Annotated in this window: 18 protein-coding genes; 15 read left to right on the top strand and 3 right to left on the bottom strand. The window is 36.9% G+C overall.

Annotation, left to right across the window (positions count from 1 at the left end):
- Nucleotides 1-207 precede the first annotated feature (207 nt).
- Nucleotides 208-2298, top strand: a complete 2091-nt coding sequence (locus tag ACFIM6_RS00645; protein ID WP_375611209.1) for a lytic transglycosylase domain-containing protein — start codon at nucleotides 208-210, stop codon at nucleotides 2296-2298.
- A gap of 1039 nt (nucleotides 2299-3337) precedes the next feature.
- Here the strand turns inward: ACFIM6_RS00645 and ACFIM6_RS00640 are convergent.
- Nucleotides 3338-4108 carry an energy transducer TonB gene (locus ACFIM6_RS00640; RefSeq protein ID WP_375611295.1) on the bottom strand — a complete coding sequence of 257 codons (771 nt, stop codon included), beginning with the start codon at nucleotides 4106-4108 and terminating at the stop codon, nucleotides 3338-3340.
- A gap of 242 nt (nucleotides 4109-4350) precedes the next feature.
- On the opposite strand from ACFIM6_RS00640, the gene ACFIM6_RS00635 reads away from it, so the two are divergent.
- From ACFIM6_RS00635 to ACFIM6_RS00615, 5 genes are all read left to right on the top strand, one after another.
- Nucleotides 4351-6528, top strand: a complete 2178-nt coding sequence (locus ACFIM6_RS00635) for a TonB-dependent hemoglobin/transferrin/lactoferrin family receptor (protein ID WP_375611208.1) — start codon at nucleotides 4351-4353, stop codon at nucleotides 6526-6528.
- 263 nt (nucleotides 6529-6791) lie between these two features.
- Complete coding sequence (locus tag ACFIM6_RS00630; RefSeq protein WP_375611207.1) at nucleotides 6792-7835, top strand: hemin-degrading factor; 1044 nt, start codon at nucleotides 6792-6794, stop codon at nucleotides 7833-7835.
- Between the two features lie 13 nt (nucleotides 7836-7848).
- Entirely contained in the window at nucleotides 7849-8751 is a 903-nt protein-coding gene (locus tag ACFIM6_RS00625) for a hemin ABC transporter substrate-binding protein (protein ID WP_375611206.1), read from the top strand.
- Between the two features lie 5 nt (nucleotides 8752-8756).
- Entirely contained in the window at nucleotides 8757-9854 is a 1098-nt protein-coding gene (locus tag ACFIM6_RS00620) for a FecCD family ABC transporter permease (protein WP_375611205.1), read from the top strand.
- On the top strand, nucleotides 9851-10684 hold the full coding sequence (locus ACFIM6_RS00615) for a heme ABC transporter ATP-binding protein (protein ID WP_375611204.1): 834 nt from the start codon (nucleotides 9851-9853) through the stop codon (nucleotides 10682-10684). Before ACFIM6_RS00620 ends, ACFIM6_RS00615 begins: the two co-directional genes overlap by 4 nt.
- A 1122-nt stretch (nucleotides 10685-11806) precedes the next feature.
- Here the strand turns inward: ACFIM6_RS00615 and ACFIM6_RS00610 are convergent.
- Nucleotides 11807-12781 carry a tail fiber protein gene (locus ACFIM6_RS00610; protein ID WP_375611203.1) on the bottom strand — a complete coding sequence of 325 codons (975 nt, stop codon included), beginning with the start codon at nucleotides 12779-12781 and terminating at the stop codon, nucleotides 11807-11809.
- Between the two features lie 1862 nt (nucleotides 12782-14643).
- On the opposite strand from ACFIM6_RS00610, the gene thiC reads away from it, so the two are divergent.
- The 9 genes from thiC (at nucleotide 14644) to ACFIM6_RS00565 (ending at nucleotide 26351) form a co-directional block, all read left to right on the top strand.
- The gene (thiC, locus tag ACFIM6_RS00605; RefSeq protein ID WP_375611202.1) at nucleotides 14644-16479 is read left to right on the top strand and encodes a phosphomethylpyrimidine synthase ThiC; all 1836 of its coding nucleotides are present in this window, start codon (nucleotides 14644-14646) and stop codon (nucleotides 16477-16479) included.
- Nucleotides 16476-17426 (top strand): FAD-dependent oxidoreductase, encoded by a 951-nt coding sequence (locus ACFIM6_RS00600; protein ID WP_375611201.1) that lies wholly within the window; start codon nucleotides 16476-16478, stop codon nucleotides 17424-17426. The genes thiC and ACFIM6_RS00600 overlap by 4 nt, the downstream gene beginning before the upstream one ends.
- Nucleotides 17427-17429: 3 nt before the next feature.
- A complete protein-coding gene (gene thiS / locus ACFIM6_RS00595) occupies nucleotides 17430-17627 on the top strand; it encodes a sulfur carrier protein ThiS (protein ID WP_273791115.1) in 198 nt (65 codons plus the stop codon).
- A 4-nt stretch (nucleotides 17628-17631) separates the two neighbouring features.
- The gene (locus ACFIM6_RS00590; RefSeq protein ID WP_375611200.1) at nucleotides 17632-18405 is read left to right on the top strand and encodes a thiazole synthase; all 774 of its coding nucleotides are present in this window, start codon (nucleotides 17632-17634) and stop codon (nucleotides 18403-18405) included.
- Entirely contained in the window at nucleotides 18402-19007 is a 606-nt protein-coding gene (locus ACFIM6_RS00585) for a thiamine phosphate synthase (RefSeq protein WP_375611199.1), read from the top strand. Before ACFIM6_RS00590 ends, ACFIM6_RS00585 begins: the two co-directional genes overlap by 4 nt.
- Entirely contained in the window at nucleotides 18998-19756 is a 759-nt protein-coding gene (locus ACFIM6_RS00580) for a hydroxymethylpyrimidine/phosphomethylpyrimidine kinase (protein ID WP_375611294.1), read from the top strand. The genes ACFIM6_RS00585 and ACFIM6_RS00580 overlap by 10 nt, the downstream gene beginning before the upstream one ends.
- 447 nt (nucleotides 19757-20203) lie before the next feature.
- On the top strand, nucleotides 20204-21043 hold the full coding sequence (locus ACFIM6_RS00575) for a uracil-DNA glycosylase family protein (RefSeq protein ID WP_273791211.1): 840 nt from the start codon (nucleotides 20204-20206) through the stop codon (nucleotides 21041-21043).
- 73 nt (nucleotides 21044-21116) lie between these two features.
- Nucleotides 21117-23744: an aminopeptidase N gene (gene pepN / locus ACFIM6_RS00570; protein WP_375611198.1), complete on the top strand. Its 2628-nt coding sequence runs from the start codon at nucleotides 21117-21119 to the stop codon at nucleotides 23742-23744.
- A gap of 285 nt (nucleotides 23745-24029) precedes the next feature.
- Nucleotides 24030-26351, top strand: coding sequence for an ATP-binding protein (locus tag ACFIM6_RS00565; RefSeq protein WP_375611197.1), 2322 nt, complete (start codon nucleotides 24030-24032; stop codon nucleotides 26349-26351).
- Here the strand turns inward: ACFIM6_RS00565 and ACFIM6_RS00560 are convergent.
- A complete protein-coding gene (locus ACFIM6_RS00560; protein ID WP_375611196.1) occupies nucleotides 26348-26872 on the bottom strand; it encodes a methylated-DNA--[protein]-cysteine S-methyltransferase in 525 nt (174 codons plus the stop codon). The two genes, ACFIM6_RS00565 and ACFIM6_RS00560, sit on opposite strands and share 4 nt — an antisense overlap.
- Nucleotides 26873-26992 lie beyond the last annotated feature (120 nt).

Genomic DNA, 26992 nt, shown 5'->3' with positions numbered 1-26992 from the left:
CTTTTATAAATTTTAAATAGAGCATAATCTTGCTCTATCATTGAAGCAAGATGAATTTCAAAAAAAGCCCCCATAAAATGAAAATGTCCCTCCTTAAATGTTGAACATTTCTTTAAAATAAGCCGTCTATATTAACGCGTTTTTCATGCTTGTGTTCTATAAATCCTTAAGTTTTTACAAAAAGCAAGGTCTCAAGGTCTTTTCTCTATGCGTGTATTTTCCACCTCTCTTTTCGTATCAACCTTTACTGCACTTATACTGGCAATAAGAATTTTATTTTCAAGTGCATACGCGCAAACACCCCTTTTGCAAGGGAAAGTACCAATCCCTTTGGTTCGCCCTACTCCCTTTACCGCAAAAGAAGCTCAAGAATCTCTTCAACAGATACACACGACATCACACAATACTGCTACACTTCAGCAACTGAAAACTGGGCTAGATGCACTAGCAAACAACAATATTGCAAAAACAATAAATCTTCGTAATTCAATGGAAAAACATAGCCTTGATCGTCATATTTTGACATGGGCGCTGGGGGTGTCAAACCAAGCTAATATACCCAGTTCTGAAATATTTAATGCAATCAACATGCTAAAAGGATGGCCAGGTATAGAAACGATGCAACGCAATGCTGAACGTGCTTTTCTTAACGAAACCAACGTCACACGCGCAATCATCCAAAAATTTTCTCATCACCCGCCCCAAACAGCACAAGGGATGGCTCTCTTCGCTAAAGCACTTATCGCAACGGGACAAACCACTCGTGCTCAACACGTTATTGCGCCATGGTGGCATAAAACACAGCTCAGTGCAAAAGAAGAAGTATTTGTTCTTAAAAATGCAAGCGCTGCATTAAAACCTATTGATTATTTGAAACGCATGCAGTTTATGCTGTATGCACATCGTTTTGATTCAGCAGCACGCGTTGCAAAATTAGCCCATGCTCAATCTCTTTTTAATGCTTTTGTAGCCGTTGAAAAAAATGATCCTAGAGCTACACAAAAATTAAAAGCTGTAGAGAGATCATGGCAAAAAGATCCTCTTTTTCAGTTTGCTCGAATACGCCATCTTCGACGAACAGAGCAATATGATGCGGCCGCAGCACTCATGATGAAAATATCAAAAGATGCATTCCGCCTTATGAACCCTCATTCATTGTGGAAAGAACAACGCGCCCTTTCTCGTGAAATGCTCGATTTAAACAAACCCAAAATTGCTTATCAACTCGTTGCAATGCACACTGGTATAACATCTGCATTAGCCGTCGATGCTGAGTTTCATGCAGGATGGTATGCACTACGGTTTCTTCATAACCCTAAATTAGCAATGCAGCATTTTTCACGTATTCCTCAACTCTCTTCTTTACCTTTTTATGCATCACGTGGATATTACTGGATGGGACGAACAGCAGAAGCGCTAAAAGAACATCAAAATGCCCAGCAATACTTTCATCGCGCAGCTCATTTTGGTGCAACTTACTATGGTCAATTAGCCGCTGCACGACTCAACCAAAAAAAGCTTAAAGTTTTCTTTCCCAAACCAACAACCGCTGAGCGACAACATTTTAGTGCACGAAAAGCGATCAAAGCAATTCAACGTCTTGAAGCAGCCGGCTATGCTGATTTTGCTAAATTTTTTTATAGAGAGCTCGGAAAAAAAATAGAAAGCCCCGGTGAATTAGCTCTTCTGGCTGTTATGGCAGAAAAAAATGGAGACTATTATACCAGCCTCAAAATTGGAAAAATGGCTGTTTTTCAGGGGAAAAATGTCGGTGCACTCTCTCATCCTCTGGGAGCTATACCAGCTTCTGCTAATATTTCTGTAGAAGAAAAATCGCTTATCTATGCCATTGCACGCCAAGAAAGCGAATTTAATCCAACAGCCATATCAAAAGCAGGTGCACAAGGTATACTCCAATTGCTTCCTACAACAGCAAAAGCACTGGCAAAAAAATACTCAATCGCATGGTCTCCTAAAAAATTTAGCAGTGATGCTCATTATAATGCAACATTAGGTGCACATTTTCTCAATGAACAATTAGAACGTTTTAATGGATCCTATATACTAACTCTTATTGGCTATAATGCGGGTCCCCGTCGAGTCAATGAATGGATAAAACGTTATGGCGATCCTCGAGGACAACCTCTCGATAACGTCATTGATTGGATTGAACGTATTCCTTATACAGAAACACGTAATTACGTGATGCGTGTCATGGAAAATTATGGTGTCTACAAAGCAAGACTCACTGGGAAAATAGATATAAAAACCGACTTGCTTTCTGGTCGACGGAAATAATATGCCTTAACTTCCCAAATAGCATTTGAAATGCGTTCACAAGAAGTGTTTTTATTCCTTTTTAAATAGTACCCACATACCAACCTTCTTAGGATATATAAAAAGTAATTTTAATTAATTCAGTATTAATAAATTCGAAATGAGAAAACCCTCCGCTATTTTGGTCTTTTATTCCAAATACAAAATGATGAATTATCATTATAAATAAACATGTCGTACAAATAGTTCATTTCTTCTCAACATAAACGACAATATCATAGAGATTACAAATATAAGAAAAGAGTGAAACAAATAGCTCATCCTTTTACTACTGCTTATTAGACAATATTCAAATCTTGTGAAACAGCATTTTTTAAAACTATTTTTTCTGCTTATAACATTTCTATACCAAATAAGAGCACGTTATTATATATATATATATCGTTTGGATTATTTCTGATAACAGAAAGATAGACACATTGAGTTAGAAAGCCTTTAAAGACAAACAATTTTCTTCTGCATCTTCCCTTTTCATTCGGTTTTACGACTTTTAAATATGTCAATATCTTTTAATAATGAAGATGAAACTTTGCTTTTTGTTTTTCTCATTTTTACATATAAGCTTTACATATAAGCTCACATCCTTCACACAAAACAGAGTATCCCCAAATAGTATGTTTTTCTTATTTATATTATTGTTTTATTTTAATGTTTCTAAGTCCATTTCACAACGGTGTATCTGAAAAGTACTTACGAAAATCCTCTCACGAATGGTATAAAAATCGATTAGACCTTTAATTAATAAAAGCTATAGCTCTATCATCCCTTAACTCCCAATGTTGCAAAAGCCCTTTCATTTAGAGCACTCATAAGAAGTATATTCACTGCTTTTTAGAAGTTTTTTATCCATGCTCCTCCTCAACTTGTATCATAAGTAAGCGGATGGTTTTGATTGATTCAACATCAAAAAAATTCGAATAAATTATATTTTAACTTTCATTAAAATTATAAACAATCATTATAAATCAATATATTATAAGAAAACGCCCCGCATAAAAAATCAGCTAAATATTAGGGATACTCTAATTGTTTTATTCACTTTTGATGGTGGTGGTGGTGGAAAAGAACCAACGCGTCGAAGGGCTGCCATCGCTAATCGATCAAGTTCCGGGTCACCAGCAGAGACTACTACACGACTAGAAAAAATACTCCCCTGCTCATGCACCATAAATTCTAACTTCACCGTTCCTTTTGTACGATTGGTGCGCTGTCCCACAATATAATTTTTTTGCCTTTCTAATTGTGACTGTACCTTTGCTAACCACTCCATTAACAACATATCTTCAAGCCCTGCTGTACCGCCGCCCTTGTTGATGGAAGAAGAACGTACCGCCTTTGCATTGGAGCGCTTTACTACAGCCTTTGGCATCGGTATTGTTTTTTTGATAAACGCTTTATGCTCCACTTTTTGAGGTAGGGGTTCTTCCAAAGGCTTTAAGTCATCTTGTTCTACTATATGCTGAGGTTCTTCCGATTGAACTTCATCCACGGATTCCAATCCTTCTGACTCCTGCTCTAGGAGATCAGACTGTAATACTTCTTGCTCTGTATTAATATCCGACTCTCTATGAATATCTGGCAAGTCTGTATCAACATCCGGATATACAGTTTCTTGCATAAAAGTCAGCATAATCTCCGACGAGAGCAAACCATTACTTATACCAGTACTTTGAAAATAAAACTGTGCTGCCAATAATACATGCAAAAAGAAAGCCCCAATAAATGCACCAATCCAAAGAGTTAATAATTGTTTCGTATTTGCAAAAATCATCGTTTCTTCTGCCACTATTTTAAGCTTAATATTGGTGTTCAATCTCATTAAAACAGGCTATTTTGAAATTGCAACTTTTTTCTTGACTGATTTTGTCATGTTTAATATGGTCTTCTAATGATTTTGTGACGTTGTCAAAATCATTCCTACTTGGCTGGCAAGTTTTAATCAGTGAGTCCAGCCTTTTTGTATTAAAAAATTTCAAAACAGAGAGGGGATGTTTAAAAGGGTTATGATGTGTTATGCAAATAAGACGAAAAAATATCTATAAAAGCTGTGTAATTTTAAGTGCATTATCGGTCTGTATACCTTCATTTGTTTTTGCACAAAATAAAGATGGAAGTGCTGTCACTGAACTCAAACCAATCCTTATTAAAGGAAAAAAAATAGAAGATGCTTCAAATTCAATAACCATTCTGACTGATCGTAAGACCAACAAGAATATTGATGAAAGACAAATAACTGATGTTTATGATGTGAGTCGTCTTAATCCTTCCGTATCCTATAACTCAGAAAATAACAGTTTCGTTATTCGAGGTTTAGATGCAAACCGTGTTCTTACGACAATGGATGGTATTTCTCTTCCATGGTTTAATGATATATTCCGTGGTGGAGGTGGAAACACAACTTTTGATTTCAATGCTCTTTCTACGTTTGATACTATTCAAGGATCAGATTCTAGTCTTTATGGTTCTGGCGCCTTAGGGGGAATCATTGCGTTGCGTACCCTTGATCCTGAAGACCTGATCGTGGAAGAAAAGAATTGGGGAAGCCTTATAAAAGGTGGTTATAATTCTGTTGATAACAGCTGGCGCATCGATCAAGCTTTTGCTGTGCGTAATTACCGGACATTTTTACTTTTTCAAGGATCTTATGTAGAAGGTCATGAGCGCAAAAATATGGGAACAGTAGAAGGGTATGAGGAACGCACGCGCAAAAACCCTTCTCACTTTGATAAAAATAACTTGCTTTTTAAAATTCATCAATATTTGAGTGATAATCACCGCCTTGGTTTTACCGCAGAGCGTTTTGGTCATAATAGTAACACACATGAATTAAATTCGTCTAAAAGATACGCTCCAGGTTCCGTTTATGAGCAGGATAATAAACTTCGTGAGCGCTTTTCTCTTTCTTATAATTATAATGGTAATGGTGATGCAGTTCTTGATGCGTTTAATGGGCAGCTTTATTGGCAAAGGCAATCAAGTCGTTACGTTATGACAGGCGTTCGTGTTTCAGCTCCCAAAGGGGATTATTTGAGAGATAATTTCTTGCGTAATATCAATTATGGTTTCAATGCTGATGCCCTTAAAAAAGTGGATTTTGGCACTATAAACCATACGTTAAAGTTTGTAATGAATGTTTCGTCATCTAAATTTCATCACTATTTGTTAGGTAAAGACAATTGTCATATAAAAGAATACGCTCGGGGATGTCTTTTTGTTCCTGCTAATCGATCAGATTCACCAGACACAAATGGTTACAATTTAGGTTTTGTTTTTGAAGATGAAATTGGGTTGGTTGATGATCGTTTTCGTATAACACCGGGAATCCGGTATGATTGGTACAAATATGTTCCTCAGAAAACACCTTCTTATGAGAAAGCACTGATTTCTGATAAATTCCCTCCAGAAAGAAATGGTTCACGCTTTTCTCCTAAATTACGCGTGGAGTGGGATGTTCGTAATCAAGTAACGCTCTATGCTCAGTGGGCACAGGCTTTTCGTGCACCACGTATTTCAGAACTTTACGTCTCTTATATCAAACCTTCTGCTTATTACGTGAAAGGGAATCCTGATCTTCAACCAGAAACAAGCAATGGGTATGATGTTGGTCTACGGTATGGAAATGTAAATTTCGGTGGTTCCTTCAATGCCTTTTTCAATAAATATAAGAATTTCATAGATACTGAGGATAGAGGGCCATCAGAGGAATTTAGATTTGCGCGTCGGCATTACATGAATCGTTTTCACGTGCAAATTTTTGGTGTTGAGACAAAAGCCCATTTAGTTCTTAAAAATGGTTTTCATAGCAATGTTGCTCTTGCTTATTCACAAGGAAAAGATCTTGATAAAAAGGAGTATCTTAACTCAATTCCTCCTTTGAAAGCAGTTATCGGATTAGGATATGCAAAAGAGGTTTGGGGAAGCGATATTATCCTTACTTTGGCAGCTAAACGTGACAAAGTAGCCGGAGAATCTGATTACCAAAAAATTCCAGGATATCATGTCGTTGATATGACAGGGTGGTGGAAACCATTCGGTGAAACGGGACCTATTCTAAGAGCCGGTGTTTATAATCTTTTCAATACAAAATATTGGAATGTATCTGAACTTCCTTCAGGTAAAAGTTCAACACCAAAAGATTATTATAGCCAGCCTGGTCGTAACTTTAAGGTGTCGTTTGTACAAAAGTTTTAGTCACTTCTGTTAATTATTCGGTCAATAAAATCGTATTGATAAAAGGATTAATTATTGTGTTTCTATTTTCAACATCTTTAAAATTACAAAGATTTGGTAGAAAAGTTTTAATTCTTTCTGTTTTATCGTTTTTTGATTGCTCAGCTGTTGGCGATAGAGTGTTATTTTGTGATAGATTGAACTCTTAAAAGAATTTAATTTATTGCCTTGGAATTGTAAAATTTGAAAGTTAGTTTTTGAGTTAAGTAACATAAGGTAAATTCATGGCACATACAGCTGAAATGATTCTTCGTTTGCGTGAAGAAAAAAAAGAAATGCGAAACCGCGATTTTGCGGTTTCGATTGGTATATCTGAAGCGGAGCTTATTGCGGCTTATTGTACCATTGGAAAAGCAAAAAGGCTACAAACTGATGTTGCTACTCTCTTGGAAAATGCACCTCGACTTGGAACCGTCATGGTCTTAACTCGCAATGAATATGCTGTTCACGAAATAACGGGACGCTTTGAAAAAATTGTTCAAAACGAACATATTCCTATCACACTTGGTGAAATTGATTTGCGTATTTTTACAAAACAATGGAAGTTCGGTTTTGAATATGATGTCGTTATTCTTGGAAAACCTACAAAAAGTCTGCAATTCTTTGATCAACATGGCGTTGCTATTTTAAAGGTCTATTCTAAAGATATGACAAATATGGAAGAGTGGAATAAACTTGTTGAAAAGCTCCTTCTTGAAGATCAGTCTCCTGTTCTTAACATTCTTCCCGTTTCTCTCCCAGCCCAATGTGACATAACAGAATTGGATATTGAGAGTTTTCGGGATCGTTGGCGGAAAATGACAGATGTACACCAACTTCACAAAATTATTTCCGAATTTAAAATTAATCGACATCATGCTGTAAAATATGTTGGTAATGAATTTGCCGATGAATTGCAGGTAAATGCTGTTGAAATAATGCTTAACCAAGTCGCACAACAAGAACTGCCAATCATGTGTTTTGTTGGGAATAAAGGGTGTATTCAAATTTTTAGTGGGACTGTAAAAAATATTAAGCAAATGGGACCTTGGCTTAATGTTCTTGATCCAAGATTTGACCTTCATTTACTCACGTCTGGGATTGCTAGAGTATGGCATGTTCGCAAACCTACCCGTGATGGTTATGTCAGTTCACTTGAAGTTTTCGATAAAGATGATGAGATGGTTATTCAATTTTTTGGCGTACGCAAGGAGGGTCAAAAAGAACGTGAAGATTGGCGTTCTTTATTGAATAGTTTGCCATCATGCCAAGAAAACAGCAGTAACTAAGATAAGGTTAGACATGTTCATATCTCTTTTACATAGGTTATCAAACCTTTTTCTTACGTGTTTACTGCTCTCTCTTACTTGTTTTTCTAAACAAGTAATTGCTGAACCTGCAACGCGTTTTCCTGAAAATGCTCGAATTGTTTCTATCGGCGGAGCACTTACAGAAATTGTCTATGCATTGGGAGCCCAAGATCAACTTGTCGCCCGTGATAGTACAAGCGTCTACCCACAAGAAGCGCTCAAGCTTCCTGTGCTTGGATATATGCGTGCTCTTTCACCTGAGGGGGTTTTATCACTTGCTCCAGAGGGTATATTGCTTGTTGAAGGAAGTGGTCCCGCTTCAACAATTGATATTCTCAAAAAAACATCAATACCTCTGGTGATCATACCAGAAGACTACTCCCGTGAAAATGTGATAGAAAAGATTCGCCTCGTTGGTCAAGCCATTCATCGGGAAGTGCAAGCCGCGGCGTTAATTGAGAAATTGAAGCGTAATTTTTTAGACAACGATGCGCTTTTGGCGAAAGTAACAACACCAAAGCGTGTCCTTTTTGTTTTCTCTGTGCAAAATGGACGCGTCATGGCATCTGGAACAGGTACTGCAGCTGATAGTATGATCAAACTTTCAGGTGCTATCAATGCTATCACCGATTATAAAGGATATAAACTTCTCAATGGCGAAGCATTATTGAAATCAGATCCTGATGTTATTTTGCTTGTAAAACATGGTGCAAGATCAACCAGCATTGATAAGATTTTAGCCATACCGGCAGTTCAAGCAACAACTGCAGCGAAAAATCATGCCATAAAACAGATGGATGCTATGTATTTTTTGGGATTTGGTCCACGTACTGCAGACGCATCAAGAGAGCTTATTGAGATACTTTATGGTGCACATCAAAACGGTAAGAGCTGATAAAAATGGTAGACGGTACATCCAAGATGCATTTACCTAAAGAAAAAGAAGGTAAAAAAATAAACCGTTCAAAGCAGGGAAAAAATTTATTATTAAGCTTAATAATATTCCTTATTTTCAGTATTTTTGGTGGGCTCTTGAATGGTGCAGCAAAGGTTTCTTTCGTTGATCTCCTCCATGTGATACTTACACAAGATTTTTCGGTAAGTAGTAAAACGCGTGATTACCTCGTGCTCATCGACATAAGGCTTCCCCGTGTTATCTTGGGATTATTGATTGGAGCAGCCTTAGCTGTCTCCGGTGTTCTTATGCAAGGGCTTTTTCGTAATCCTCTTGCAGATCCCGGAATTGTAGGTGTATCAGCAGGTGCTGGACTTGGAGCAGTCTTAGCAATTGTTGTCGGCATTGCTTTTCCTGTTTCTTTTGCACCTTTTCTAGAGCCTTATAAAGTTATCATAGGTGCTTTTTTTGGTGGACTTTTATCAACGATTATTCTCTACATAATAGCAACGCATAACAGCTTTACCTCTATTGCAACCATGCTGCTTGCTGGTATTGCTCTTGGTGCATTAAGCAGTGCTGTTGTAGGAACATTGATTTTTGTCGCAAATGACCAACAACTGCGTGATATCACTTTTTGGAGTCTGGGCTCTCTTGCGGGCGCTACATGGTTGAAAGTATGGCTTGTTCTCCCTTTTATCGTTATTGGTCTTCTTTTCTCTCCCTTTTTATCACGAGCACTTAATGCCCTTGCTCTTGGAGAAGCTGTTGCTGGCCATATTGGTTTCCATATTCAACGCGTCAAAAATATTGCTATTCCCCTTGTTGCTCTTATGTGCGGTAGTGCTGTTGCTGTCAGTGGTGGTATTGGTTTTATTGGTATTATTGTTCCTCATATTTTACGTCAACTCATAGGTCCTGATCATCGCTATCTCATTCCTTGCTCTGCTCTCTTGGGAGCAGCATTACTTATTTTTGCTGATATGTTTGCACGCTTAATTGTTGCCCCCGCAGAATTGCCGATTGGGATTGTAACAGCGCTTTTTGGTGCACCTTTCTTTCTATGGATCCTTATATGCAAACGAGGAACAGACTTTTCATGATTGAAGCGACAAATATTTGTGTTCAGCGCGGAAAGAAGCAGATTCTTAAACACATTAATCTTCAAGCTAAAAGTGGTGCTTTTACCATTATTATTGGTCCTAATGGATCAGGAAAAAGTACTTTTATCAAAGCTCTGAGTGGTGAAATTCCTTATAGTGGAAAAATAACCTTAAATGGTTATAATGTATGCCAAACAAAAACTCATGTAATGGCAAAAATGCGGGCTGTACTACCACAATCAACAACGCTCGTATTTCCATTCTTAGTCCATGAAGTTGTAGGGCTTGGCCTTTCTGTAAACCAATTTAGCATTGCCAAAGCCGAATTGCAAAATCTTATCCAGAAAGCTTTAGAGTGCGTTGACCTTTCTGATTATGGCAACCTGTATTATCACCAATTATCAGGTGGAGAACAAGCTAGAGTACAACTTGCCCGTGTACTTTGCCAAGTCTGGAAACCTGTTCATAATGGGATTCCTCGCTGGATGATATTAGATGAACCTATTGCTAGCCTCGATATTCAACATCAAATCATCGTTATGGATATTGCTAAACAATTTGCTCATTCTGGTGGCGGCGTTCTTGCTGTTCTTCATGACCTCAATCTCGCGGCACATTATGCAGATAACATGATCTTGCTCAAGGAAGGTGAGATTTATTGCGAAGGAAATGCAACTAATGTGTTGACAACACAAAATCTCCGCGATGTTTATCATTGTTCTTTAAACGTTTCTGAATTACCTAAAGAAGATATCCCTTTTATACTCCCTCAAACGACATCCTCCTATGAAATTAGATCTCTAGGCTATCGGCTTCAATCTAAAAACTAAAGTCCATAGCAAAATAAAACACGCAAATATTCAAGAATCTTTTTTATTTTTATATGAACTCCTTTTTGTCATCTATCATTAAAAAAGAAGACCAAGCACCCTAAAGATATTTTTGGAAAAAACTACCAGTTTAAAATCTTTCAAGATTTTACGTAACTAAAAACATGTGAAGTTTTGTTTTGCTATCAAACTGTTAGATAATACGAATTTATACAACATAAATATGCGTTTTCCTACTCTTTCTATCACTTTTATCTTTATAAAAATGATTCAAGAAATGCGTACAAATGCCTTTGTTATAATAACGGATGTATTATTATATCTTCTAAGGACCATATAGAAATCAAGTACCTTTCTCCCCTGCATAAAAGATTTATTTGTAGCTTTAATGGTAATGTTTTCTTTATAATACATATACTTTAGCTTATTTGTATAAATAAATATTGATTTACAATGATATTTTTACTTTTCTCTCTCTATTAAAAAATTGTTTATTGGCATATCACAAAGAATTAACCTATTGAATAAAAACTTTAAAATAAACTCAATAACGCTTTTTGTAAGCCCCCTAATGCAAAAACAATGCGGAATATAGGGATGAGGAGAGAGTATAGAAATAGCGTTTGTCTTCTGCTTCATAAGCATAATGATGATTCCACTCAAAGGGGAACTATCATTTACAGATAAAGCCTCCTACCATGGCAATGCAAAGAAATGAAATCGACAACAAGGTGAGAAATATATTTATAAGATGAATTAACTCATACAGGGGTATGCTATTTTTGCACAAAAAACGCTAAAAATATTGTACTTTTTTATGCCTCAGGTTGAATAATTTTATTACCTTCCCCTATCAAAACACCTTATGAAAAAATATATCTCCAGATCTCTTCACGGCACAGTTTAAATGATTTTTAAACATTTTCCCTATGTTATCATATAATTATAAAATAAATTATATCCTTAACTCTTTCTTTCAATCATTTTAAATTTGTTTTTTGACGCTCTCAAGTATTCTATTAACAATATAGATTTCCTTTTCATATGTATAGAAAATAACGCGGAATTGCTCCGCGTTAACAAAATTATCAAGGTGTATAGATTATTATTACTTAAACATACTCATGATTTTATAGCATAGACAACGGTTGTATTAACAGGGCGCGTTTCTGCCTCACCCGTATGGGAAAGAGTTACCTTGTGTGTATGTGCACCAGCAGAAGCTGTTCTCCCTTTCAGGGTTGCATTATAAGTATAATGATTCGGGAGTCTCCCAATATCACCAACGGGCCATCCTACCCCTTGATACTCAAAATTATGCGCATGCTCGCCTGCGTTTTCAATACTCCCAATATGCGTATGTGATTTTATGCTATCTTGTTGTTCATCTGCAAACTTTCTACCACCATCTAAACCCCGACCATTATCAAAGCCGCGTAAAAACATGCCTCTAAAATCAGGAACTTTAAAAGTTTTATTGCTGTCTTTTCCCCATTTATCACCTATTGCCTCGAATAACTGCGGATAATCTTCACGCTTATAGGCCTTACCATCACATAAAAGCCAACCATTTGGCACATTTTGCATAGCAAATGTTGCAATAAATCCAGAGGGGAAACTTTCTATCTTTGGTGGTGTAGGGTTTAATAAATACCAACCCTCATGCTCTTTTATTAAAACACCATTATTGTATACCATTTCATAAATGCCATCTGTTTGAAATTCTCCACCTTCTAATGGTATAACCCCCGTATCAGTGGCTTTATAGATAAGCTTTTCTCCTATATTATTAACAGTTATTGTTGTCACGCCAATATTTACACCACAAGCTTTAAAACGTATGACGATATCATTGTTGTATTTCTTTATAGGCGAAACTGTCTTTAAGGTAATTAATGTTGTTTTATCTTCCAAATTTACTATAAAGCTTGAATTAATAGATCCACCATTATCTGCAAGATATTCGCGCACGCGCTGCATCATCGCCCTTGCACTATCATTAACAGAACTAGGCGGCTGTCCTTCTGCCCAATTAATGATACTATCTGAATAAGCATTTTCATCAGCCTTTAGAGACCAATCATAGATATTAGACATTTTAAATCCCCCATTATTTTCATAGTTTTTCTAACAACTTCTCGTTCTGTGCACTAAAATGTGCTGCCGCTGTTTATTGGTACATCATAACCACTGCACCATCCTTATTTACGCATTTTATCTCTCTTCACTCCTTCCAATTTTATAACCTAAATTCACCAGACGCTTTTCATAACATTAGTATTAATGCTTTCTCTTCTAATGTATAATGTAACCACCTCATCTGATGTTACTTAATATCTTGTTTTGTTGCTTTGCTGTTGTTATATAATTATTTTTTCAATCTTGCATCTTGTTGCAAAATTTATAAATACTTCCAAAATTTTTCTTATTATGGATTTCATATAACCATTACTGAATGTAATAACTTATCATCCACATAGAAAGTTTCTGACTTAAACATTATCTTTTTTTATTTTTTTTCAATAGTTTAAATCTATCTCGTCGATATTTTATACCATATATTTTAAACAAAGAAATTCTATCTTTTGGCTATCATTTGTATTAAAACTTTAAAAATTAGCTTCAAATTTTTTGCATGCTTCATTATGTTTTTATTCACATGCAAATACTTTGTTCTATTTTATTCAATTGATTTCTGAAATTGTGTCACAAGATTAGCACCAATGTTTTTTTGAATAAGCTTTTGTTCAATCTAAATGTATCACAGAGAATATATTCAATATGGACATTTGCTCCACACTTTCATTAAACTGGAAATAAAATACTTTGAAATATTAAATATCACACACCTTCACAAAATTTGAAGGTTGTATCCGATCCGGAAAAAATTAAAAAGCATAACCCAGCCCCTCCCCCAATTTTTATGAACAATATCCTTGTTTATTAAACGCCCCATAACCAACTTTTCCCCTCCCACACTTAGCACATCCTCCTCTATATATTATTATATGTATATTTTTTTTGCAAGAACAATAAATCATTCTAAACAACATCTTGCAATTATTGGTGTTCTTCTTAATTCAAGGCAATATTATTTTTATAATAAAGATTAGGTATTGTTTCTCGCTTTTATTTATCGCATTCTTAATGGGAACATCCCCCTCATGAAGAATAGAATGCCCCAAACAAAATATAATGATATTGCATATTACGCACTTTTTAAGAAATATTGTTCAAAATATACTCCTTTCATTTTACGACAGCGCACGTCAATGATACAATAGCAAGCCATTATAGATCATCAGCTTTAAGCTTTTGAAGATACAAGTGGAATCCATCATACATTTTGTTGGCTCCCACGTTTTGACAGCCTCACTCTTAGAATGTTCATTAAATGACATTTGGCTTCCTTTCTTCAAGTGCTTTGCCCCATACGCTCCCACTTATGACGTGCAAGGAAGTGTTTTTATACGAAAAGATATATGATGAGAGGATCTTATGGTATTCTGAGTTATTATTTTAATATGAAAAAAATCTCAATCAAAGCCATAAACTATCTACTTTTCCCTGATAATCCGTTTTTAACTTTATTCTGGTTTATAAAAGCTTCAATATCATAGTTTATCACTTCATAATATCTATTTTCACTCTTAAAAACACACCAAAATCGTTTAAAATATATTTTTATGATTGACAATATAGATATTTAAGCCAACCATATTCGTATTAACAAAAATACTTCAAGTGGGAGGAGGCATGCAAATATTAGAATAGATATTGTATCAGTTTTTCAAAATAACTTTTCTTGAGCTGTATTGGGTTTTCTTTGCTACAAAGCAATACTATCCCTATTCATCTGAATGCTCGTGATTGATAATTTGAATACATCTCCATTAACATCGTAACTCCATTAACATCGCAACCTATTTTTGAACTCCGTGTCTATAAGGAAAAAGTTTGTGCAGAAAAATACTCCATCAATCAGTTGTAGCCCCTTTCCCGCTTCACGCAAAATTTATCAACAGAGCCTTCTCTTTTCTGATGTGCGCGTACCATTGCGTGAAATTTCACTGGCTGATGGCAGTGGTGAAAAACCTTTAAACGTCTACGATACTTCTGGCCCCTACACAGATAAAGATATGATCATTGATATTACAAAAGGCCTGCCAGCAATTAGCTTGCCTTGGCTCTCTAAGCGGGATGATACTGAAACTTATCCTGCACGATTAGTTAAACCTGAAGATAATGGATTGACTTCTGATAAAAACCTTACACCAGCCTTTAAGCAAAAACGTTCTATTTTACGAGCAAAAAATGGCAAAGCAATTACACAAATGGCTTACGCACGCGCAGGCATTATTACCGAAGAAATGGAATATGTGGCTATACGAGAAAATGAAGGATTAGCAGTAGAAGAACGGCAGAATGTACCATCAAATGAAACATTTGCTGGATCAATACCAGAAATTTATACTGCGGAATTTGTGCGCAATGAAATTGCTTGTGGACGCGCCATTATTCCACAAAACATTAATCATCCAGAGTGCGAACCCATGATTATTGGGCGTAATTTTCGTGTTAAAATTAATGCTAATATTGGCAATTCAGCAGTAACTTCATCTATGGAAGAAGAAGTTGATAAAATGGTTTGGGCCATTCGCTGGGGAGCAGATACAGTTATGGATCTCTCAACAGGTCGAAATATTCATAATATTCGTGAGTGGATTATTCGAAATTCTCCTGTGCCCATCGGAACAGTTCCTCTTTATCAAGCACTCGAAAAAGTACAGGGTATTGCCGAAAACTTAACATGGGATATTTTCCGTGATACCCTTATTGAGCAAGCAGAACAAGGTGTCGATTATTTTACCATTCATGCAGGATTAAGATTACCATTTATTCCTATGACCATTGATCGTGTAACAGGTATTGTTTCACGAGGCGGTTCTATTATGGCAAAATGGTGTCTCCATCATCATAAAGAAAGCTTTCTCTATGAACATTTTGATGAAATTTGTGATATTGCACGCACGTATGACATCTCTCTTTCATTGGGGGATGGATTACGCCCTGGCTCTATTGCCGATGCCAATGATGAAGCCCAATTTGCAGAGCTTAAAACTTTGGGAGAATTGACAAAAATTGCTTGGAAAAAAGATATACAGGTTATGATTGAAGGTCCTGGGCATGTCCCAATGCACAAAATTAAAGAAAATATGGAGCAACAATTAGATCTTTGTCATGAGGCGCCTTTTTATACTTTGGGACCTCTTACAACGGATATTGCTCCTGGTTATGACCATATTACATCAGCAATTGGTGCCGCTATGATTGGATGGTTTGGAACTGCTATGTTGTGTTATGTAACACCTAAAGAACATCTAGGACTGCCCGATAGGAATGACGTAAAAACTGGTGTGATCACTTATAAAATTGCTGCTCATGCCGCTGACCTTGCTAAAGGTTTACCTAGAGCACAATTGCGCGATAATGCTCTTTCGCGTGCACGATTTGATTTTAGATGGCACGATCAATTTAACCTTTCTCTTGATCCAGAAACAGCCTGTGCCTTTCATGATGAGACAATGCCTAAAGAAGCCCATAAATTAGTGCATTTTTGTTCCATGTGTGGACCAAAATTCTGTTCTATGCGTATTTCCCATGATATTCGTGAGGCAGCTGCAATAAGAAAAACAAAAGGGGAAGGTATGATCGCCATGGCCGAAAAATATCAGAAAAATGGTGACCTTTATATGGAAATTGTTCCTCCTCAAAAAAAGAAAGTAAATAGTTGAAGAACATTCTTATCAAAGGTGCAGGTGTAGGCGGCTTAACAGCTGCCTTTATGTTACAGCAAAAAGGTGCTTCTGTTACTGTATCAGCCCCCCCTCATTCACCTATAGGAAGTGCTAGTTGGTATGCAGGAGGAATGCTCGCACCTTACTGTGAAAGGGAAAGTGCAGAACAAATTGTTGAAGATCTTGGTGTACAAGCTATACAATGGTGGCGTAAAACGCTCCCCAACCTTGTCATACAAAAAGGCACTTTAGTGGTTGCACCTACACGAGATAGAGGAGAGCTCGAACGATTTTCTGTACGTACGCATAATCACAAAACCGTAGATAATACAGAAATAGCTCATCTTGAACCAGATCTTGCTGAACGTTTTAACTGTGCACTCTTTTATGAAAATGAAGCCCATATTGATCCTCGCAAAGCACTTATGGCTTTAAAAGAAAAGCTGCTCAACAATGGAGCCTGTTTTGTTGATGTAGAGAAGGCTGAAAAAAAATTTGATATTGTTATTGATGCGACAGGAATAGCACGTTTAGGAAAAGATAAAAATATACGGGGCGTACGCGGTGAAATGCTTCTCGTGCGCTGCACCGATATTAAAATTTCGCGTCCAATTCGTCTTCTTCATCCACGGTTTCCTCTCTACATTGTACCTCGACAAGATAATATTTTTATGATTGGTGCAACGATGATTGAAAGTGACTTTGATGGTGCAATCTCTGTAAGATCAATGATGGAACTGCTCAACGCGGCTTATACTTTACATCCTGCTTTTGCTGAAGCAGAAATTATTGAATCTGGCGTTGGTGTTCGTCCATGTTATCCTAATAACTTCCCTTCTGTGCATAAAGATGGTAACTTTATTTCTATTAATGGATTTTATAGACATGGTTTTCTGTTGTCTCCAGAAATGGCAAAACGAGCAATGGAATTGGCATTGGAATAAAACATGCAAATATTTGTTAATGGTGAAACAGTCCAAACAGAAGTTATGACTCTCGGTCTCTTGCTTGAAGAATTGGGGTATGAAGGAAATTGGCTTGCAACTGCTGTTAACGCTGAAGTTGTTCCCATAGATGCACGAAGCCAATTTGTCTTGCATGAAGGAGATAAAATTGAAATTTTAAGCCCAATGCAAGGAGGCTAAAATTATGCTGAATCTTTATGGACGACAATTCTCTTCCCGTCTTCTATTAGGTACAGCGCAATATCCTTCACCAGCAATCCTTCGTGATGCTATTCATAAATCGAATACGGAAATTGTAACTGTTTCCTTGCGCCGTGAAACTGCAGGTGGAAAACAAGGTGGACAATTTTGGAAATTTCTTCAAGAACTTGGGGTAACAGTGCTTCCTAATACTGCTGGTTGTTATACTGTTAAAGAGGCCGTAACCACAGCGCAATTAGCAAGAGATCTTTTTAAAACAGCTTGGATTAAACTCGAAATTATCGGTAATTCAGACACCTTACAGCCAAATATTTTTTCCTTAATCGAAGCTGCTCAAATTTTAAACAATGAAGGTTTCAAAATTTTTGCCTATACAACGGATGATCTCATTGTTGCTGAAAAACTTTTCGACATTGGTTGCCGTGTTATTATGCCTTGGTGTGCTCCTATTGGTTCTGCCAAAGGACCTCATAATACTGATGGATTGCGTTCTATCCGTGCTTACCTTCCTGATGCTACTCTTGTTATTGATGCCGGCATTGGACGCCCATCACATGCCGCCATTGCGATGGAACTGGGTTATGATGCGGTCCTTCTTAATACCGCAGTTGCTAAAGCAGCTGATCCTGTTTTGATGGCTGAAGCATTTTCTAAAGCTGTTCAAGCAGGACGTATGGGATATAAAGCTGGCATGATCGAAGCACGCAATGTAGCAGTCCCTTCAACACCAATCATTGGAAAAGCGGTATTTTCATGAAACTGGATCCATTTTACCTCATCGTTGATAACGCTGATTGGATTGAACGTTTGCTTCCTCTTGGTATCAAGCTCGTACAATTGCGTATGAAACATGAAAATCAACAAATAATCCGTCAACATATTAAGCGTGCAAAAAACATATGCAATAAATTGGGAGCACAATTAATTATTAATGATCATTGGGAAATAGCAATTGATGAAAAGTGTAATTTTATTCATCTGGGACAAGAAGACCTAAGCAATGCTGATCTTCATGCAATTCGTAAAAGTGGTATAAAAGTTGGTCTTAGTACACATGATGAACATGAATTGGATATCGCACTCTCTGCTAATCCTGAGTATATTGCACTTGGTCCTATTTATCCGACAATCTTAAAAAAAATGAAATGGATGCCGCAAGGACTAGAAAAAATCAAACAATGGAGAAAGCGGATTGGTGCTTTACCTTTGGTGGGTATTGGTGGTTTAACACCAGAACGCGCAGTGGGTGTTTTAAAAGCAGGAGCAAATAGTGCTGCTGTTGTGACTGATATTATCCTCCATAAAAAACCAGAAGAGCGTGTACAGCAGTGGATAAAAGTGACACAAACATGGCGTTGATACCTTCTATTCTTATTGTTGCGGGCACTGATCCAACAGGAGGTGCTGGTATTGTTCGTGATATAGAAACCTCTGCACATTTTCAAATAAAAGCAAATTTAGCAATTACTTGTGTTAACGTACAAGATGATAATCGCGTTGTCGAAATCATTCCAATGCGTGGGGACCTCGTCGCTGCGCAAATGCGTGCTGCCCTAGAAGCAAATCCAATAAGCGCAATAAAAATCGGTATGACGGGGACAAAAGCAATTATAGCAGCAATCTGTAACGTACTCAAAGACTATCCCCATGTTCCAGTTATTTTGGACCCTGTACTTGTCGCTTCATCAGGAGGAAAACTAATAACGGAAACAATCATCGACACGATGATCGATAAACTGCTTCCTCATGTTGATCTTTTAACACCGAATAGAGAAGAACTCGCTCTTCTTAGCAAAAGTCCATTGGCATCTCATGATAAGCAAGCAATACAACAAGCAAAAAAACTTTTGTCATTGGGAGCTCGCTCTATTTTAGTAAAAGGGGGACATGCAGAGGGGCCTCTTGCAATTGATAGCTTCATTGACAAAACTGAAGTCATAAATATCTCTACTCCACGTTTAAAAGGAACAATGCGAGGAACAGGTTGCATTCTCTCAAGCGCTATTGCAGCGCATTTAGCATTAAATGAACCTCTCATTTCAGCTGTAAAAAAAGCAAAAGCATATATCCACACATTGCTTTTAACCCATTGTAAAAATAGTTTATAACGTCTTAGTATTTTCTCATATAAAAGTAATATTTATATATTTCAATTAATATATTTAATTTTTTTAATAAAAGTTATTAAAAAATATAATAATATAAAATTTATAATTAATCTTATAAATAAAATAATACAAAATTCACTTTCATTAAGTATTAAATATAGAATATAATGATAAAAAATATTATCACACCACTTGCATTCAGTAAAAAATTCTTTTAGTATGAGTGAGTTTAGTCTGTTTAAAAAGTTGAAATAACGCAATTTAAACAAATTATACATTTAAAGATGCATATAATCGCGAACATTCGCATTTTACGATTTGCCTTTTTTGTGAAAAGAGAGAATCCTATCAGCGTTCTTATACATTAATGGCTAGCGAATACATTTAATAAAACTTGAAGGATAATTTTGTTTGATCTATAATCGCTAGATCATTAGAAAAAATAAAATGTTAAATCAAACACCATGCTCAATTTCCTATGAAGAACTCTTAAACTTTTATAAAGAAAGTGGTGCGGATGCCGTTCTGACAGATTTTCCTATTGATCGTTTTAAGCAGTCTGCTTGTTCAGAGAGAAAATTAATATCTGTCGTGAACATTTCTCATAATCAACAAGCATCTCCCAAAACATCTCCAACCGTAAAATTAGATCATCATCAGCTGCATAACTCTAGGACTATACAAAATGAATCCACAGCTATAGAGAGTGCAAAAAGTGCCAAGACACTTGATGAATTAAAATCTGCTCTCCTTGCATTTAATGGCTGTTCATTAAAATTGACAGCAAAAAATACCTGTTTTTCAGATGGAACAGCAGGAAGCCCCCTGATGCTTATAGGCGAAGCACCAGGACGAGACGAGGATATACAAGGAATTCCTTTTGTGGGAAAAGCTGGGATGTTGCTTAATAAAATCCTCGCATCAATTGGCTTAACAAGAAATAATGTTTACATTGCCAACACTATTCCTTGGCGTCCGCCAGGAAATCGTACACCAACACCAAGAGAAGTTGCCTTGTGCCGCCCTTTTATTGAACGGCACATTTATTTAGCGCGTCCTCGTGTTCTTATAGCACTGGGAGGCGTTGCTGCACAGTTTCTTACCGGATCTCAAAATGGGATTATCCGAACAAGAGGTAAATGGCATATTTATGAAAGCGAGGATAATATAAAAATACCTGTTATGCCAACTTTCCACCCAGCTTACCTTCTTAGAACCCCTAGTCAAAAGAAGCTTACATGGATAGACTTCTTAGAAGTAAAAAATCGCCTCGACAGCCTTTTGTAATTCTTTAATCCTATATTGCTTCTAAAATTAACACACCCTTCTTTAACTCTTAAAATACAAATGGGAAAAAACTATGAAACAGCCAATAACATCTATTTATCGTTTGGAAGACTACCAACCAACCCCTTACGTTATCCCTAAAACACAACTTTCTTTCCAATTAGCACCGACAAAAACCTATGTTACAGCCATATTGTCTATTGAATCCCGTCACGATACAAAAGAATTAACACCTCTTGTTCTTTCTGGTGATGATCTTACTTTAATTTCCGTTTCTATTAATGATGAGATATTAGCCCCAAACACTTATAAAGTGACGCCTTCACGTTTAGAAATTACAACGCCACCAACGGTTCCTTTTACATTGAAATTGGTTACGGAACTGAATCCTGAAAGCAACCGCCAACTTATGGGGCTTTATCTTTCAAATGGTGTTTATTGCTCACAATGCGAATCGGAAGGTTTTCGTCGTATTACTTATTTTTACGACCGCCCAGATGTTCTTTCTACCTATAGAGTGAAAATTGAAGCAGATTCTCAAACAATCCCAATCTTGCTTTCCAATGGTAATCTGGTGGAAACAGGAATTTTAGAGAATAATCGCCATTTTGCCATTTGGGAAGATCCTTATCCCAAACCATCTTATCTCTTTGCTTTAGTAGGTGGAGATCTTGATAAGTTAGAAGACCATTTTACAACTGTATCTGGACGACGTATCGAGCTTGGTATCTATGTAGAAAAAGGAAAAACCGAACGCGCAACCTATGCAATGGATGCTCTTAAACGTTCCATGCGTTGGGATGAACAATGTTTCGGACGCGAATATGATCTTGATGTTTTCAATATTGTTGCTGTTTCCGACTTTAATATGGGAGCAATGGAAAACAAAGGCCTTAACGTTTTTAATGATAAATATGTTCTTGTCGATCCTGAAACAGCAACCGATCAGGATTATAGAAATGTTGAACGTGTCATTGCACATGAATATTTTCATAATTGGAGCGGTAATCGTGTTACCTGTCGCGATTGGTTTCAACTCTGTTTAAAAGAAGGATTCACTGTTTATCGTGATCAGGAATTTTCATCAGATCAAAATGTACGCAGCCTACAGCGAATTGAAAATGTAAAAGCATTAAAAGCGACGCAATTTGCAGAAGATGCAGGACCTCTTGCGCATCCTGTGCGTCCTCGTCAATATAGCCAAATTAATAATTTTTACACAACAACTGTTTATGAAAAAGGTGCTGAAGTTGTTCGCATGATACGGACTATTTTAGGTCCTACTCTTTTTCGTAAAGGCACTGATCTTTATTTTCAACGTCATGATGGACAAGCTTGTACAATTGAAGATTTTATTACCTGTTTTGCTGAAGTGTCTGGTCAAGACTTCTCCCAATTCATGCTATGGTATGAACAGGCAGGAACACCCAATGTAGAAATCGATAGTCATTATAGCGATGGTGTTTTAACAATTCATGCAAAGCAACATATTCCCGCAACCCCACAACAAAATACAAAAAAGCCCATGCTTATCCCTATCGTATTTGGCTTGTTAGGACCTAACGGAGAAAACCTCACCTATGAAGCAGATACAGATATTCAATCAGATGTTATGCTTTTATCCAAGGAAAGCCAAACCTTTACATTAAAGGGACTGCGTGAAAAACCCGTTTTATCACTGCTGCGAGACTTTTCAGCTCCAATCATTCTACACACGCCATTCAATGAAAGAGAACTTATTTTTCTTGCACAACATGATGACAATCACATCAATCGCTGGCAATCTCTTAATCATTTAATGACGCAAGCTTTGATTCAAAGCATTCAAGATAAAACACAAGAAAAAGCAACATTCCCTTCTGCTTTGCTAAAGCTGATTGAAACGATCATAATAGATGAAACCTTAGAGCCTGAATTTCGTGCCTTCTGTTTAAATTTACCTAGTGAAGTTGAGCTTGCTCATACAATCGGTAAAAATATTGACCCAGATCGTATTCATTGTGTCCGCAATCAGTTTTTAGTTTCACTTGCACAAACCCATCAAGAGCTCTTAACAAAATTCTATGAACAAATGCAAACCCAAGAGCCCTATTCACCAAACACTGCACAAGCTGGAAAGCGAGCATTAAAGAATATCATACTGGATTATCTTTCCATTGCTGAAGCCAATCCAAATCGTGCTGCTATACAATATGCAACAGCTGATAATATGACTGACCGTATGGCCAGTATCGCTGTTCTCGTGAAGCGTTTTAATGAAAATGAGCAGGCACAAAATGCCTTAAATGATTTTGAAAACCGCTATCGACATGACCCTTTGGTTATGGATAAATGGTTTTCTATTCAAGCAATGGTTGCTGGCACATCAACACTCGAAAATGTTCAAAAGCTCATGCAACACCCGCTATTTTCAAAGGATAATCCTAATCGTGTACGATCTCTGATCGGTGTCTTTGCCTCTAACAACCTAACAGGCTTTAACAGAGTTGATGGTGCCTCCTATGATTTTCTTTGCCAAATCATTTTAGAAATTGACAAAAAAAATCCACAGCTTGCTTCACGATTATTAACAACTTTGCGCTCTTGGCGACAATTAGAACCTATTCGACAACAAAAACTTGAAACTGAATTAAAAATGATTGCTGCTGCGCCAAAATTATCAAGCGATGTTGCTGATATCATCAACCGTCTGCTTACTTGAAACAAAAAATTATTTTAAATCAATATGCTATAATATTTTTTAAAATAAATTCTATAAACTATTCGATCATCATTAAACCTATAAACAGGCAATCTAAGCCTGTTTATAGATCACGTTTAAAGTACTTTTTTCTTTTCATATTCCAAAATCATAAAAGTAAAATTATTTTTTTAAAAAAAAGACTGGACAGAAGACTCCTGTTTTGATTCATTGCACTCGATGGGGTTACTATGAATATCGAAGCAGTTTTTAAATCACATTATTCCAGAATTAAAGGAACGCGAAATGGCTAAATTGGACGCATATAATGCGCCAAGGGAGGTGTATGCTGATTCAAAATCAAGCGCTCAAAGTCGCAAGGAGCGGACAGAGCGTACCAATCTGTATTCTGGTTCTGCCTATAAAAAACTTCTTTTTATTGAACCTTGGCTGCGACGTTCACTCCCATTTGTAATTCTTGCATTTCTTGTTATACTAGCAGCAATCCGTTTCCTATCAATCTATGATTGGCGCAACACAATTGATAAAAACACGCATTCTACCATCGCTCTCTTAGCTTCTCATATTACCAATACAATCGACCGTGACTTACTTGCCGCCACTCGACAAGGAAAAGCTGCTGCTCTTTCTCATAATCATTTACAAAATATCCTGACTAATTTTCGTAACAAAGGTTTTATAAAAACCAGCGCTGTTATTGCTATTGTCGATCAAAAAGGCAATGTCCTAGCTTCATCAAGTTCCGAGATTGTCTTAGGAAAACCCTTACAGAATTTTACCTCTGAAAGCATTACTTTACAAGCTCTAGGAAAACATGCTGGAATCATGAAAATTACAATAGGAAAAGATATTCCTGCTCTCGCTTCCTTTCAGCAAACAGAAAATGGACAATATGGGGTATTCATCAGTGAAAAAATGCAACATATTTACATGGAATGGCGGAAAGCTCTCTCGTTAAATATAACCATATTCATTGGAACTAGTGGCGTTATCCTTGCTCTTCTTTATGCTTATTACAACCAAATTGTACGAGCACGCAAAACAGATCTTGTTTCAGAAAAAATTCAAAACCGTATTGATATGGCAATGATGCGTGGACGCTGTGGACTATGGGATTGGAATATGGCAAGTGGACGCGTCTACTGGTCACGAGCAATGTACGAAATGCTCGGCTATGTCCCTCAAGATGCATTGCTCTCAATTTCCCAAATTAGCGCCATTATCAATCCAAATGATGCGAATTTTTTTGACCTTGCTCAGGAATTAATGAGCGGTAAAAAAAAGCATATCGATATTAACGTTCCTATGCGTCATGCTGATGGTCATTATGTATGGATGCGCATTCGTGCCGAAGTTACTGAAGAAGAAGAACCCCATTTGGTTGGTATTTCCTTCGATATTAGTGAACAGCAACAATTGGCTGAACAAACAGCGCAAGCCGACCTTCGTATCCGTGATGCGATTGAAAACATTTCAGAATCTTTCGTCTTGTGGGATGCTGAAGGACGTTTAGTCATGTCCAACAGCAAATTTTGCGAATATGCCGCTATTCCTAAACAAATTCTCCAATCAGGTATCCAACGTGCAACCGTCGAAGCCATGGCACGCCCTGCACTCAGTGAATATCCCCTTAAAGATGATGGTACTGGTAACTTAACCAGTATTCGCCAAACGGCAGATGGTTGTTGGCTCAAAATTAACGAACGACGAACCCAAGATGGAGGATTGGTTTGTATTGGTACTGACATTTCTGAGCTTAAACAACAACAGGAAAAATTTGAAGACAGTGAAAGGCGTCTTTTTTCTTTCATTCAAGAACTCAAGCGCGCGCGAGGGAGTGCTCAACAACGCGCAACAGAAGTTGAAAAACTTAATAAAAGTCTGAAAGCAGAAAAAGAACGCGCCGAAAGTGCTAATAAGGCTAAATCAGAATTTTTAGCCAATATGTCTCATGAATTGCGCACGCCTCTGAATGCTATTCTTGGTTTTTCAGATATCATGTTGCAATCGACTTTTGGTCCTCTTGGTTCACAACGCTATAAGGAATATATGCATGATATTTACAATTCAGGAACCCATCTTCTAACCCTTATCAATGACATCCTTGATATGTCAAAAATCGAAGCAGGAAGATTTACGCTTGATTGTAAAAATACCGATCTTGAGCCCATCATTAGTGAAGCAGTACGAACACTAACACCTCAAGCTCAAGAAAAAAATATTGTTGTTACAACAAACATTACCCCAGAACTTCATGCTGAAGTTGATGGTCGTGCAATGAAACAGATTTTCCTTAATCTCATCTCTAATGCCGTTAAATTTACGCCTTCTGGCGGAAATATTGATGTCTGCGCTTTCAAGAAAAAAAATAACCTTATTTTTAAAATTACAGATACAGGCGTTGGTATTCCCCAATCAGCAATTAAAAAACTTGGGCAACCTTTTGAACAAGTCGAAAATCAGCTCACTAAATCTCATACGGGCTCAGGTCTTGGATTAGCCATTTCACGCTCCTTGCTAGAACTCCACAAAGGAAAACTTGAAATTACTTCAAAAGAAATGAAAGGAACAACTGTAACGATTATAATGCCCATCACACAAAGTTAAATTTTTCCATTTTGTTCCCGTTGTAGTAAAATCTGTTTCCGTTTTTCCCCCCAACGATACCCTGAAATAAAACCATTTTTACGCACAACACGATGACACGGAATGATAATAGCCAATTCGTTACGTGCACAGGCATGAGCAACGGCACGAAAAGCTTTCGGCATACCAATACGGCATGCTAAGATCTCATATGAAATTGTTTCACCACATGGTATATCACATAATACTGCCCATACTTGTCGTTGAAAAACTGTACCATTTATATCTAAGGGAAAATTATATTTTTTTACCAGCTTAGGTGTTTCTATCATGGCTATAATATGGGCAACTTCTCTCTTAAATGTATTGTCACCTACAACTTGTTGTACATCACCAAAGCGTATCGTAAACTCCTGTAATAATTGCTCTATAGTGTCTCCTAACGCTATATGACAAATCCCTTTTTGAGACCTAGCCACCAAAAGCTTTCCTATTGATACATCTTTCAGACAGAATACTCTCGTTTGGGAAATATTCAGCATTTTAGCCTTCTTTATATTTTAAAAAGTTTTGAACATCATCCATAAAGTAAAGGGAGAGTATTCACTATCTTTTAAAAACAAACAAAATCATTCTGAAATTATCTCCTTAGCCATTGTATT

Source organism: Bartonella sp. AA9NXGY, assembly GCF_042196845.1.
Classification (GTDB): domain Bacteria; phylum Pseudomonadota; class Alphaproteobacteria; order Rhizobiales; family Rhizobiaceae; genus Bartonella.
Note: the sequence above shows the minus strand (reverse complement) of the source record. Positions and strands in the feature narration are given on the sequence as shown.

Bases quoted from the DNA above. Each gene is read 5' to 3' on its own strand.
- ACFIM6_RS00645 (WP_375611209.1), top strand. From the start codon at position 208: ATGCGTGTATTTTCCACCTCTCTTTTCGTATCAACCTTTACTGCACTT.
- ACFIM6_RS00640 (WP_375611295.1), bottom strand. From the start codon at position 4,108: ATGATTTTTGCAAATACGAAACAATTATTAACTCTTTGGATTGGTGCA.
- ACFIM6_RS00635 (WP_375611208.1), top strand. From the start codon at position 4,351: ATGCAAATAAGACGAAAAAATATCTATAAAAGCTGTGTAATTTTAAGT.
- ACFIM6_RS00630 (WP_375611207.1), top strand. From the start codon at position 6,792: ATGGCACATACAGCTGAAATGATTCTTCGTTTGCGTGAAGAAAAAAAA.
- ACFIM6_RS00625 (WP_375611206.1), top strand. From the start codon at position 7,849: ATGTTCATATCTCTTTTACATAGGTTATCAAACCTTTTTCTTACGTGT.
- ACFIM6_RS00620 (WP_375611205.1), top strand. From the start codon at position 8,757: ATGGTAGACGGTACATCCAAGATGCATTTACCTAAAGAAAAAGAAGGT.
- ACFIM6_RS00615 (WP_375611204.1), top strand. From the start codon at position 9,851: ATGATTGAAGCGACAAATATTTGTGTTCAGCGCGGAAAGAAGCAGATT.
- ACFIM6_RS00610 (WP_375611203.1), bottom strand. From the start codon at position 12,781: ATGTCTAATATCTATGATTGGTCTCTAAAGGCTGATGAAAATGCTTAT.
- thiS (WP_273791115.1), top strand. From the start codon at position 17,430: ATGCAAATATTTGTTAATGGTGAAACAGTCCAAACAGAAGTTATGACT.
- ACFIM6_RS00590 (WP_375611200.1), top strand. From the start codon at position 17,632: ATGCTGAATCTTTATGGACGACAATTCTCTTCCCGTCTTCTATTAGGT.
- ACFIM6_RS00585 (WP_375611199.1), top strand. From the start codon at position 18,402: ATGAAACTGGATCCATTTTACCTCATCGTTGATAACGCTGATTGGATT.
- ACFIM6_RS00580 (WP_375611294.1), top strand. From the start codon at position 18,998: ATGGCGTTGATACCTTCTATTCTTATTGTTGCGGGCACTGATCCAACA.
- ACFIM6_RS00575 (WP_273791211.1), top strand. From the start codon at position 20,204: ATGTTAAATCAAACACCATGCTCAATTTCCTATGAAGAACTCTTAAAC.
- pepN (WP_375611198.1), top strand. From the start codon at position 21,117: ATGAAACAGCCAATAACATCTATTTATCGTTTGGAAGACTACCAACCA.
- ACFIM6_RS00565 (WP_375611197.1), top strand. From the start codon at position 24,030: ATGGCTAAATTGGACGCATATAATGCGCCAAGGGAGGTGTATGCTGAT.
- ACFIM6_RS00560 (WP_375611196.1), bottom strand. From the start codon at position 26,872: ATGCTGAATATTTCCCAAACGAGAGTATTCTGTCTGAAAGATGTATCA.